The organism is Rhodococcus erythropolis R138, from assembly GCF_000696675.2.
GTDB lineage: Bacteria > Actinomycetota > Actinomycetes > Mycobacteriales > Mycobacteriaceae > Rhodococcus_F > Rhodococcus_F erythropolis.
Map to the genome: position 1 here is coordinate 4,532,229 of NZ_CP007255.1, position 12,143 is coordinate 4,544,371.

General features: G+C 62.6%; 12 protein-coding genes. 2 read left to right on the plus strand and 10 right to left on the minus strand.

The features are described 5' to 3' along the window. Positions 1-7: 7 nt before the first annotated feature. The 10 genes from H351_RS20770 to H351_RS20815 form a co-directional block, all read right to left on the minus strand. Positions 8-1,261 carry an MFS transporter gene (locus tag H351_RS20770; RefSeq protein ID WP_029255079.1) on the minus strand — a complete coding sequence of 418 codons (1,254 nt, stop codon included), beginning with the start codon at positions 1,259-1,261 and terminating at the stop codon, positions 8-10. Between the two features lie 42 nt (positions 1,262-1,303). Next, positions 1,304-2,941, minus strand: coding sequence for a phosphoglucomutase (alpha-D-glucose-1,6-bisphosphate-dependent) (pgm, locus tag H351_RS20775; RefSeq protein ID WP_021334357.1), 1,638 nt, complete (start codon positions 2,939-2,941; stop codon positions 1,304-1,306). 97 nt (positions 2,942-3,038) lie between these two features. Beyond that, entirely contained in the window at positions 3,039-3,383 is a 345-nt protein-coding gene (gene crcB, locus H351_RS20780) for a fluoride efflux transporter CrcB (protein WP_019747865.1), read from the minus strand. After that, positions 3,380-3,757, minus strand: a complete 378-nt coding sequence (locus H351_RS20785) for a fluoride efflux transporter FluC (RefSeq protein ID WP_019747864.1) — start codon at positions 3,755-3,757, stop codon at positions 3,380-3,382. Before H351_RS20785 ends, crcB begins: the two co-directional genes overlap by 4 nt. Positions 3,758-3,780: 23 nt before the next feature. Further along, on the minus strand, positions 3,781-4,584 hold the full coding sequence (locus H351_RS20790; RefSeq protein WP_020969269.1) for a DUF1295 domain-containing protein: 804 nt from the start codon (positions 4,582-4,584) through the stop codon (positions 3,781-3,783). Continuing rightward, entirely contained in the window at positions 4,581-5,897 is a 1,317-nt protein-coding gene (locus H351_RS20795) for an SAM-dependent methyltransferase (protein WP_051636468.1), read from the minus strand. The genes H351_RS20790 and H351_RS20795 overlap by 4 nt, the downstream gene beginning before the upstream one ends. Continuing rightward, on the minus strand, positions 5,894-7,183 hold the full coding sequence (locus H351_RS20800) for an SAM-dependent methyltransferase (RefSeq protein WP_029255077.1): 1,290 nt from the start codon (positions 7,181-7,183) through the stop codon (positions 5,894-5,896). The genes H351_RS20795 and H351_RS20800 overlap by 4 nt, the downstream gene beginning before the upstream one ends. Next, complete coding sequence (locus H351_RS20805; RefSeq protein WP_029255076.1) at positions 7,180-7,923, minus strand: DUF1365 domain-containing protein; 744 nt, start codon at positions 7,921-7,923, stop codon at positions 7,180-7,182. Before H351_RS20805 ends, H351_RS20800 begins: the two co-directional genes overlap by 4 nt. Positions 7,924-7,931: 8 nt before the next feature. Further along, positions 7,932-9,212 (minus strand): NAD(P)/FAD-dependent oxidoreductase, encoded by a 1,281-nt coding sequence (locus H351_RS20810; RefSeq protein ID WP_029255075.1) that lies wholly within the window; start codon positions 9,210-9,212, stop codon positions 7,932-7,934. Next, the gene (locus tag H351_RS20815) at positions 9,209-9,841 is read right to left on the minus strand and encodes a dienelactone hydrolase family protein (RefSeq protein ID WP_029255074.1); all 633 of its coding nucleotides are present in this window, start codon (positions 9,839-9,841) and stop codon (positions 9,209-9,211) included. Before H351_RS20815 ends, H351_RS20810 begins: the two co-directional genes overlap by 4 nt. A 53-nt stretch (positions 9,842-9,894) precedes the next feature. Here H351_RS20815 and H351_RS20820 point away from each other — a divergent pair, with 53 nt between their 5' ends. Together H351_RS20820 and H351_RS20825 are read left to right on the plus strand one after the other, a co-directional pair. Then, positions 9,895-10,710: a GNAT family N-acetyltransferase gene (locus tag H351_RS20820; RefSeq protein WP_029255073.1), complete on the plus strand. Its 816-nt coding sequence runs from the start codon at positions 9,895-9,897 to the stop codon at positions 10,708-10,710. Between the two features lie 108 nt (positions 10,711-10,818). Continuing rightward, the gene (locus H351_RS20825) at positions 10,819-12,102 is read left to right on the plus strand and encodes an HNH endonuclease signature motif containing protein (protein ID WP_029255072.1); all 1,284 of its coding nucleotides are present in this window, start codon (positions 10,819-10,821) and stop codon (positions 12,100-12,102) included. Positions 12,103-12,143: the final 41 nt, after the last annotated feature.

Below are 12,143 nucleotides of genomic sequence, written 5' to 3' on the forward strand. Positions count from 1 at the left end.
TGCCCGGTCAGTCCAGGTTTGTCCGCGCAGGAGTATCCGTTAGCACCGTCACATCAGTCAGATCTTCGACGACGGATTCGACGGGCTTCGTTCGCGACGGAACGAACAACCAACCCGTCGCCGACACGACTACTACGGCTCCCATCACCGCGAAGGCCGCCGAGTACGACACATGCTGGGCGATCAGTCCGGCACAAATCGGCGCCACTACCCCACCGATGTCGGACATCATCTGGAATACCGCCAGAACGGGTCCGCCTCGGGCCGTCGATCCGACAACATCGGCAACCGCGGCCTGCTGGGCCGGACTCATGAGCCCGGAGCCGACACCAGTCACTGCGGCGATGGCGAAGAACACCACAAGGTTGTCGGTGAATCCCATTGCGATGGTTCCCAGACCGCAGATGAGCAGACCGCTCACGACAAAGGGCTTGCGTCCGAAGCGGTCCGAGAGCCGTCCGGAAACGATCAACACCAACGCGTTTCCGACGGCAAAGATCGTGAGAGCGTAGGCCGCTATCGACGGGTCTCGGTCGAGGAACTCCACGACGAACAGAGGGACCATGGCAACGCGAACTCCGAAGATCACGCCGCCGAAGGCGAGGTTCGATCCGAGCGCTGCCCGGTACACCGGCGACTGAAGCCCTTCTGCGAGAGTCATCGACTTCACATCGACAGCCTTGTCCGGTGACGCCAGGTGAGATCCACGCAGGCTCACGAAGACAACGAGCGCGGCGATCACCAGCGCAACTGCGTAGATGATGAACGGCATCCGCAGACCGAACTGCAACAGCGCACCGCCGACCAGCGGGCCGCCGATCGATCCCATGAGAAAGCTTGTCGCGTACAGCCCCGAGACGCGGCCACGACTGTCCGGCGGTGACATGCGAATAATCAGCCCGAGAGCCGACACCGTGAACATGGTCGACCCGATACCGCCCAACGACCGGAACAGCAGAAGTTGCCAGTACTCCCCCGCGAAAGCGCACGCACCGGTCGAGACCGCGACGATCAAAAGGCCGACGATGTAGACCGGACGCTCACCGAGTTTCTGTACCAAAGTGCCGCTCATCGGCGCGAACACCAATCGCATGAATGCGAAAGACGAGATCACGATCGTGGCGGCGGTGACCGATACGTCGAAGCTGCGCGCGAACTGCGGTAGAGCCGGAGCGACCAACCCGAACCCGAGGGCGATGACGAAGCTGGCGGCGACCAGTACCCAAATTTCCTGTGGCAGCTTGGCTGCACGAGTTTTCATGTCGCCCGGAATTCTAGCCGGGCGACACGAGCGGTCCGCGAGCTAGTTCGCCTTCAAGACGCCGGACACCAAGTCCTTGGCCGCTGCCTGAACCTGAGCCAGATGATCGGCGCCCTTCATCGACTCGGCATAAATCTTGTACACGTCCTCCGTGCCGGACGGCCTCGCTGCAAACCACGCGTTCTCTGTCGTCACCTTGAGACCACCGATCGCCGCGCCGTTTCCGGGCGCCGCGGTCAGTGTCGCCGTGATCGGTTCACCCGCCAGTTCGGTCGCACTCACCTGATCGGGAGACAGTTTTGCCAAGACTGCCTTCTGTGCGCGTGTCGCGGGTGCATCGATCCGTGCGTACGCCGGGCTCCCGAACTTCTCGGCCAACGCGTCGTAATGCGCCGACGGAGACTTTCCCGTCACCGCGGTGATTTCCGATGCGAGCAACGCAAGGATGATGCCGTCCTTGTCCGTCGTCCAGACGGAACCGTCGTGGCGGAGGAAGGATGCACCGGCGCTTTCCTCGCCGCCGAATCCCACCGACCCGTCGAGCAGACCGGGAACGAACCACTTGAAACCGACTGGAACCTCGAGCAATTCGCGGCCCACACTGCTGACCACGCGGTCGATCATCGAGGAACTCACGAGTGTCTTGCCCACCTTGGTGTCTGCGCGCCACCCTGGCCGGTTCGCGAAGAGATACTCGATGGCAACGGCGAGATAGTGATTCGGGTTCATCAACCCGCCGTCGGGTGTGACGATGCCATGGCGGTCGGAGTCTGCATCGTTTCCGGTCGCGATGTCGTAGCGATCCCGAATTCCGATCAGCGACGCCATCGCGTCGGGCGACGAGCAGTCCATGCGGATCTTGCCGTCAGTGTCGAGCGTCATGAATCGCCAGGTCGGATCGACGAGAGGATTCACCACTTCGAGGTCGAGTCGGTGAGTTTCGGCAATCGCGCCCCAGTAGTCGACGCTTGCCCCGCCGAGGGGATCTGCACCGATCCTGATTCCGGCATCGCGGATTGCATCGAGGTTGAGGACAGAGGGGAGGTCTTCGACGTAGTACCGGAGGAAGTCGTAGCGTTCGACGCGGTCCAGCGCCTGCGCCGCCGTGACACGCCGTACCCCGGAAAGCCCCTTGCGCAGTAGCTCGTTCGCTCGATCGGCGATAACCGACGTCGCATCCGTATCCGCGGGTCCGCCGTGTGGCGGGTTGTATTTGAAGCCGCCGTCACGTGGCGGATTGTGTGAAGGCGTCACGACGATGCCGTCGGCCTTTGCCTCCGGTCCGGTCGAGTTGTATCGCAAGATCGCGTGGCTGACAGCCGGCGTGGGCGTGTAGGCATCGCGTGAATCGACGAGGACGACGACGTCGTTGGCGACCAGGACCTCCAGCGCCGACAGCCAGGCAGGTTCCGAGAGCGCATGTGTATCGCGGCCGATGAACAGTGGTCCGTCAATGCCCTGCGAGGCGCGGTACTCGACGATCGCCTGGGTTGTCGCCAGGATGTGAGCTTCGTTGAACGCCGCGTCGAGACTGGAACCGCGATGTCCTGAAGTGCCGAAAAGTACCTGTTGCATCGGGTTCTCGGGATCCGGGGTGCGCGTGTAATACGCGGTGACCAGATGAGGAACGTCGATCAGATCCTCTGGCAGAGCCACTTGTCCTGCTCGTTCGTGCGCCACGAATCCCCCTCGGCCCGGTGGTCGACCACTGTGTCGACGCGACTGTGGACAATTGTCTACCCTGGCCGCGTGGCGTGCACGCTCGACGCCGGATCGGTCAATCCGTAATCTGGATTCCCAACCACGCAGCGGACAGTCCGACGATCAAACTGACGACGATGTAGATCAGCGAGAGGGCCGTCTGGCGCCTCTCGACCATCCCGACATTCTCGTTCGCAAAGGTCGAGTAGGTGGACAAGCCACCGCAGAATCCGGTCGCCAGAAGTGCGGCCATCTCGGTGGAAAGAGCTGCCCCGGTGAACAATCCAAGGAGGAAGCAGCCGATCACGTTCGCGGCGAACGTCGCAGCCGGGAATCCCTTGTACGCGGGTACATACCGCGCCAACAGGTACCGGCCACTCGCACCAGCGCCGCCGCCGAGTGCCACCAGGAGAACTGTCATGCCGACGCTCCGTCCCGCGCGCGGATCCAGCGTTCACCGAGCCCTTTGCCCAGTGCTGCGGCGAGGATCGCGGGAATCAGTGTCCCGAGTACATAGAGAATCGATCGCCACGGACTCTCCGTCACGGCGTGAACCGCGAAGGACGAGAAAGTGGTGAAGCCGCCACAGAACCCGGTGCCGAGAAAGAGGTACCCAACCTTGTTGTGGACGAGGAGGGCCGCGAGAACACCGAGAACGAACGAGCCGACGACGTTGATGACCAGCGTCGTCCAGATGTGGGGAAAGAGCTCCCCCAGCCCGTATCGACTCAGTGCCCCCAATGCTCCGCCGACGGCAACCGCTCCCACCGCACCCGGCAGCTTCAGATCACCCATGCTCTCGCCTCACCCGAAAGAGCCTACGTCCCGGATCGGGCTTTCGGCGGGCGCGGAATGAAGTAACTTGTCCGCTGCTGATACTCGCGATAACCCGGACGCTGTTCCATATGTCGCTCGAGCAACCGCGCACCGGTAGCGAAGACCAGGAAGTACGTCATGGCGATCGGCGAGAGGACAGTCAACACTCCCGGCCACACGGACGCCGAGACGAGGAAGATCCCCCACCAGACGCATGCGTCGCCGAAATAGTTGGGATGCCGCGTCCACGCCCACAAACCTTGATCCATGATGTGGCCACGGCTACCCGGATCGGATTTGAATTCCTCCATCTGCCGGTCGCCGACCGTCTCGAACGTGACGCCGACAATCCACAGCGCGATACCGAGCACAACAAGAAGCCCGAAGCTGCCGTTCGATACTGCTGCGACCTGGATAGGCAGGGAGACGAACCACAACGAAATCCCCTGCGTGAGATAAATCTTGCGGATCGCATACAGCGTTCGATTACCCGTCGCTCGTCCGAGCATTTCTTCGTACCGCGGATCTTCACCCTTGCCGCGGGATCTGATCGCCATGTGCGTCGCCAACCGCAGACCCCAGATCGCCACCAGTGCAAGCATCAACAACCGGCGCCAGAGGTCGCCGGTTCCCACTACCGCGGACACGAGCGCGATCAGAACGAAGCCGGCGCCCCACGACACGTCGACAACATTGTGCCGCCCGATCCGTACACCGATGGTGGCTGTCACTGCCATTCCGACGGCGATCGCCAACAGGCTCGTGAGCGTGACCACTCCGAATGCGCCCCAGTCGAATCCGTTCATCGCCGCGACACCCACTGCGGCCGGACCGATTCCATATCCGATCGACCATCACCGTGCGGCCGGACCGACAGAATCTGATCGACGCCCATCCTGCCGTCCCGAAATGCCATTCCTCCGCCGACGAGGTAGAGACGCCACACCCGAGCGACTTCGACACCCACGAGATCCACGACGCGATCCCAGTTCGATTCGAAGGTCTCGATCCACGCGTCGACGGTCCGCACGTAGTGCTCACGCAGGGCGTGCACGTCCCGGACTTCGAGTCCACCTTCCTCGATCATCGCAACAGTGCGACCGACCGGCCGCATGTACATGTCCGGCGCGATGAACGACTCGATGAACGGACCTCCCCCGGGGTGCGCACCGGTGCGTGACATCTGCTGAATCAGCACACGGCCACCGGCAATAACGTTGTCGTGGAGCGCTTTCACGTATGTCGGATAGTTGTCCTCACCGACATGCTCACCCATCTCGATCGACGCGACCGCATCGAAGGGCCCGTCCGGAATCTCACGATAATCTTGGAGCCGGATCTCGACCCAGTCTTCCAAACCGAGTTCGCGGATCTTCGCGTCGACAAAAGCCTTCTGCTCCGCCGAGATCGTGATGCCGACCACCCGAGCGCCGTACTCACGCGCTGCATGCAGGCTCAGCGAGCCCCAACCACAGCCGACATCGAGGAACCGTAGGCCTCGCGCCCGATCGAGACCGACCTTGCGGCACACCAGATCCAGCTTGTCTGTCTGTGAGTCTTCGAGCGTGTACTCCGGCGCGTCGGAAGTCCAATAGCCCGAGGAGTACGCCATGTTCTCATCGAGGATCAGTTGGTAGAAATCGTTCGACAAATCGTAGTGGTGCCCGATCGCCTCGCGGTCGCGGGCGAGACTGTGCAAGCGGCCCTTCACCTGAGCCTGCGACGACGGTGGAGCCAAAGGTCTCCCGAAAATACCGAAGGATCGCGCAGCCTTGACCGCGGCCAGGACGAGAGACGGGGTCGGGGTAATCGACCCGAGCCCCCGCTCGGCAGAGACCTTCCACACGTGTGTGAGCGCATCACCGAGATCGCCTTCGACGTCGAGTTCACCGAGAACATATGCCTGCGCCGCTCCCAACTCGCCGGGATTCCAGAGCAAGCGTCGCAGCACATTCGGGCTGTAGAGCGTCACTTTCGGAGCATCTTCCGGACCTGCTGTGCTGCCGTCCCAGGCAGTCAATCTCACCGGAAGTTCGCCGCCGACAAGTGGACTGAGGATGTCCGAGAGACGGCCCGCAACGCCGGTACCTTGTGCCGTTCGATCCATCGTGGCGGTCATCGCTGATTCCTCCGATCGAGAACAATTTGCTGGACGTCGAGATATCCCGAGCGAAACCCTGCCTCGGAGTAGCAGAGATAGAAATGCCACATGCGCGCGAACACTGCGTCGAACCCAAGCGCGGACGCTTCGTCGGTGCGAGCACTGAAACGCTCGTCCCACAGCCGCAACGTCTGCGCGTAGTGATCGCCCATCGACATCCGCTCACGCACCCGAAGGGTTGTCATGCGTTCGGTGACGTCCTCTATCGCCCGCACCGACGGGAGAAATCCGCCGGGGAAGATGTACTTGTGCACCCAGGTGTAGGTGTTGCGGGTCGCGAGCATCCGATCGTGCGGCATCGTAATGGCTTGGATCGCCGCGCGCCCACCCGGCGCCAGCAGGGCGTCGATCGTCTGGAAGTAGCTTCCCCAGTACTGGTGGCCGACAGCCTCGATCATCTCGACCGACACGACGGCGTCGTACTCCCCCTGTACTTGCCGATAGTCGAGAAGGTCGACCTGAACGCGATCTGCCAGTCCCGCAGCGCTTATCCGCTTCGCCGCCAATTCCTGCTGTTCGACCGACAGGGTCACTGAGCGCACCGTTGCTCCGCGCTCGGCTGCTCGGATCGCCAATTCTCCCCAGCCTGTGCCGATTTCGAGCACTCGCGAACCGGGACCGACACCCGCACCGTCCAGCAGGCGATCGATCTTCCGATGCTGAGCCGCTGCGAACTCGTCCCACGACGGGGTAGCTCCCACCGACAGATCCTCGAAGAGAGCACTGGAATACGTCATGGTGTCGTCGAGGAACAGTTCGAACATCTCGTTCGAGAGGTCGTAGTGCCGGGAGATGTTCGAGCGCGTGTTCTGCGTCGAATTCCGCTCACTGCGAGGCTGCTTCGGAATGTAGAGGCCTCGTAGCCGCTGCAGGAAGTCGGGAATCAGCGTCGCCACCCGGGAGGCGAAGACTTCCAGGACCGCGGTGAGGTCGGAGGCTTCCCAATCGCCCGCCATGTACGACTCGCCGAATCCGATCAACCCACTGTCGCCCACACGAGCAGCGAAGTCGTCTGGACGGTGGATGACCATCAACGGCGAATCCGGACTACCTCCACCGGAGAACTCACCGTTGGGCATCTGAACGCGCAGCGGCAAGCGCGCGACCGCCTTGTGGAACAGAGCGCGGGCAACCGGCGACGCAACCCTCACTTTGAAACCGCTGGGCACCGTGGCAACGCCCGGCCACCGCTCGGATTCGATCGTGTGAGCGGAAGGTTCGGTGCCGAGAGTGGTTGTGGTCATTGCACTGCCTCCTGCGGGTGATGTTGCGGTCGGGGAACGATGGGTAAGCGCCTGGCCCACAGCCGGATTCCTTGAAATCTGATCTGCGCGGCGACTCGCAGCGGAGCCAGCGGGATGGAGAGCGCACTGCGGACGATCTCGCGCGTCGTCGCCGGCACACAACGACCGGACACCGTGGCTACGAATGGCGCCTTGCCGTCACGGGCCAGAACTATCGAGAGCGCGAGCGCGGTGTCGGGTAGCGGAAGTCGCATCCGGTACTCGCCGTCCAGATCGTTGAATGGAGACACGTAGAACTCTTTGGACGTGCGAGCCCCGCCGCGTTCGTCGGTTTCGAGCAGGTAGCAATGCCGCTCGCCGTAGGTGTTGTGAACCTCGGCAACGACGCACCGCTGACTGCCGTCGTCGTTCAGACACCAGAACACACTCAGTGGGTTGAACACATGCCCGAGAACACGTGCGTTCGCAAGCATGAGGATGCGGCCGCCGGCGAACTCTAACCCGTTTGCTGCCAGGAAAGTCTCGACGTTGGCACGAATCGATCGGGTGGGGTCGCCGAGGTGATCTCCGGCGTCGAACTTCGCCAAGGATCGCAGTGCCTTCGGGAGTTCGGGCAGATCGTCGACGTCGACGAGCCAGCTGTAGCTTCGGTACTCGAACTCGTTGTGCAACGGCTCCGTTCGTACGTGTCGGATGCTCGTATGAACGATGGACGGCGCGATGGGTGCGGACGGCGTCATGGGTGCAGTCACGGCCACCGACCTCCGACGCGTTCGGCGGCGCGCAGGCCAGACAGTGCACCGTCCTCGTGGAAACCCCATCCGTGGTACGCACCGGCAAACGCGAGCACGTCCGAGTCCAACTCGGGAAGCCGCGCTTGAGCGGCGACGGAGGTGGGTGTGTACTGCGGATGCTCGTAGGTCATCTGATCGATCACCGAGTCCGGGGACACCATTTCGTCTCCCCCCAACGTCACCAGGTAGCGCCGACCGGTCTCCGGCAGCCGCTGCAACCTCGTCATGTCGTAGCTGACCAGAACGTGATCTGGCTTCGCGTTGCATTCAGGGATGTAGTAGTTCCACGACGCGCGCGCATTGGTGTTGCCGGGCAGCACATTTTCGTCCGTGTGAAGTTGGGTGTGGTTGACGGAGTACGGCATTGCGCCGAGGACCTGGGATTCGGCAGGCGTCGGATCCGCCAAAATCTTCAGTGCTTGCTGCGGATGCGTTGCGACCACAACTGCGTCGAAGGTCTGGATCTGGTCGTCGCCGTCACGAATGTCGACGCGATCCTCGAACCGGTGGACGGCGCGAACCGGCGTGTTCAGGCGGATATCCCCGATACTTTTGGCGACGAGACGAACGTATTCGCCCGATCCACCGGTGACTGTTCGCCAGGTCGGCGATCCAGTGACGCTCAGCATTCCGTGGTGATCGAGGAACGAGAACAGGTACCGCGCGGGATACTTCAGCGCCGAGCCGGGATCACACGACCAGACTGCCGACACGAGCGGAGTCATGAAGTGAGCGGTGAAGTAGTCGGAGAACCGGCCGCTGCGCAGAAACACTCCCAGTGTCTGGTCGGGTGCCGACGGATCCGTGTTGTCGAGCAGAGCGCGGGCACGGCGATGGAAGCGCTTGACCTCCATCAACATCGACAGAAAGCTACCGTTGACAAGGAGCCCCGGCGTCGGGAGAACGCCGCGCAACCCTTGGCCTCCCGAGTACTCGAGACCGCAACCCCCACACCTGACCGACATACTCATGTCGGATTCCTGCGTAGGCACATCGAGTTCTGCGAACAATCGCAACAATGTCGGATAGGTGCGATCGTTGTGAACGATGAACCCCGTGTCGATGGCGAGGCTTCGCCCTTCCGGGTCGGTGACCGAATGGGTGTCCGTGTGCCCGCCGAGCCGTGAATCCGCTTCGTAGAGGGTGACGTCACTGTCCTTACTGAGCACCCACGCCGCTGTCAGACCTGCGACACCACTACCGACGACGGCCACCTTGCGCTTGTCGGAACTCATCGTCGTTCTCCCATCTTTGTTGCGGCTACCCCGCGACTCATTCGTGCGATTGCATCCGCGACGAGGCGATGCCAGGTCGCCGCCCGACGGAGCATGAAGTGGCCTGCGCCGCCGATGCCGATCCATTCAGCGCTCTTACCCGACTTCTGCAGTTCGTCAACTTTCCGACGAGACGCTGCCGGGTCGGTCCACGAGTCGGCCGTGCCGTGGAGCACAACCAGTGGTGTGTCCGAACGCAGATTCACCGACGTTCCATCGGGCCACCACGGCGCCAGCGCAACCACACCGACCACCGCCGGATCGCCACACAGTTCGGCGGCGACCCGTCCGCCCATCGAGTGGCCCAGCAAAATCACCCGAGCTTGTGCATTACGTTTCGTTATCGCGTCGAGTGCGGCTCGAGCGTCGGCGACCGGACTGCGCTCGGCACCGTTCCAACCACGCACCCGATAGCGAGCCTGCACCGCTTTCACACCGGAGCGGCGAAGCTGAGCGGTGAACGGGCGCATCCGAAGGTTGGACAGATGCCAGGCGCGAGCCGGGCGATGGCTCGAGACCTTTCCTCCAGGCAGCACGAGCACCACCAGGTGCTGGTCACCGTCCTGCTGTTGCCGTCGGTTGGGCGTCATGCATGGCATTCGGAGCCGAAAACCATTTGGATGGGGTTCGTAGAACTTCTTTTGTGAATCGTGAAGCACTCGTCGGTGACGTCCTCGACGCCATGGACGCCAACTTGGTTTCCCATGCCTGCCACCTGCATGAACACTTGCCGACTGCAACGGTCACGGTCACTGCGGACGTTGTCGTCGCAGACAGCGGCCTCGCCGACGACACTTTCAACATCATCGCTGGTGCTCGCTTCGCCGTACCTGCCGACGGGCCCGAAGATCGGCGACTGATCGACATCCTCGCCTCGATTCGGGCAACCGGACATCCGTTCTCCTGGTGGACCGGACCCCGCGATAATCCCTCTGACCTCGGGGCTCGACTGTCCGCCCTCGGCTGCGTGCGCTCCGAGGAAGAACGAGCGATGACGGCGGACCTTGACGTCGTCCCTCATCCGACGCCTGTCCCAGAACTCTCCGTTCATCGGGTGACTACTCGTACCCAGCTCGCCGACTATGCCGCCGTGATGGCCGCCAACTGGTCGCCGCCCTCAGCCGCAGTAATTGGATTCTTCGAAGACACCGCTGATGCCGCCCTCGATGAGCGTTCGCGGAGTTCGTTTGTCGTGGGGTACGCGAACTCCCAGCCTGTCGCCGGAGCCGAGGTCCACTTTGCCGCCGGCGTCGCCGGCCTGTATGGCGTCGTCACACTCGAAACGGCTCGCCGACGCGGATTCGGCTCGGCGGTCACCCTCGCCGCACTCGACATCGCCCGCGAGCGAGGTGCCCGAACAGCAGTACTTCAGGCGTCCAGCGACGGCGCACAGCTCTATCGAAACCTCGGCTTCAAGGATGTCGGCACCTACGCCGAGTACTCGATCGGCAGCAGTTAGACGTCCCCGCGGGGACGCTTTCACCCCGTATCCGTGAAGGTGTCGGCACCTGCATCTACCATCGAACGTACATTCGAAATGATGTCGGACGCGAGCCGGGGGGCAACCATGAACGCAGCATTAACCGAGAACGCAGCACTGATCGATGAAGAAACGCGGGGTTCCGCCCGAGACGACGTGGATCAGCTCGGCTCGGAAATCTGCGCCCTCGTCGGCCAGATCGCCGCGGCCACGGCTCGATTCCTTACCCTCCTGTCGAAATTCGACGAAGACCGCGGATGGACCGGTCCGGGACTTCACTCGTGCGCCCACTGGTTGTCGTGGAAGTGCGGAATGAGCCTGCACACCGGCCGTGAATACGTTCGCGTCGCCAAAGCGCTCCGACCTTTGCCCGAGATGCGGAAGGCCTTCGAGCAAGGCCGCCTGTCCTACTCGAAGGTTCGCGCCCTCACCCGGGTCACCACGCCCTCCAACGAAAAGCAGATGGTTCGGTTCGGATGTGAGGCGCCCGCAGCCCAGATCGATCGTCTCGCCGCAGGTCTGCGTAAAGCAACCGACAACGAATCCGGCAAAACCAAAGCGCCCGAACGTCTTCAGGTCCGCTGGCATTGGGACCCGGATTCGGGCGAATTTGTCATCAAAGGACGCCTGCCTGCGCAGGACGGCGCCCGAATCCTCGCAGCGTTAGGTGTGGCGGAACGTGAACGCACCCGAATCGCCGCCATCCGCCCCGTCGACGAGAAGGCCGCAAAGAACCCGGTCGGAAATATCGGGCCAGGTCTCGTCGCGATGGCAGAGCTCGCCACCGCCGCAGTCACGGACCGCACGTCCAAGGCCGCCGCGAACGAAGTTGTGTTCTTCCACGAAGCGAACACCGTCCGAGTGCCGAGCGGACCCGCATTGCCTCAAAATGCCGCGGAGGAAGTGCTCTGCAACGCCAAGCTTCGCCTGGGAACGACCAAGGAAGGATGCGTTCTGAATCTAGGCCGGCGGACTCGCGTCGTCAGCGCCAAACAAATGTTGGCGTTGAACTACCGCGACGGATGCTGCCGCACACCAGGATGCGGACGGACCCGCTTCCTGCACGCACATCACGTGAGATTCTGGGGACGTGGCGGCAATACGGACTTGGACAATCTGATCATGCTTTGCGGTACCTGCCACCGCGCGCTGCACGACGGCCAGTTCACGATCTCTGCACTCGGCGAGCAGAAGTTCGAGTTCCACTACGCCAATGGAGACGTCATCGACCCAGCACCGCCAACAGAGGGGTTCGCCGATGGCCTATTGCGCGGAGACGTACCCGACGACGCGATCGTGCCGGCATGGAGCGGAGAGCCCCTCCACCTCGATCACGCGGTCAGCGTCATCCTCGACGGCTGGGCCGCGTGAGCAAACATTGGTCTAGTCCAATCTGAATCCGTCGTGAACAA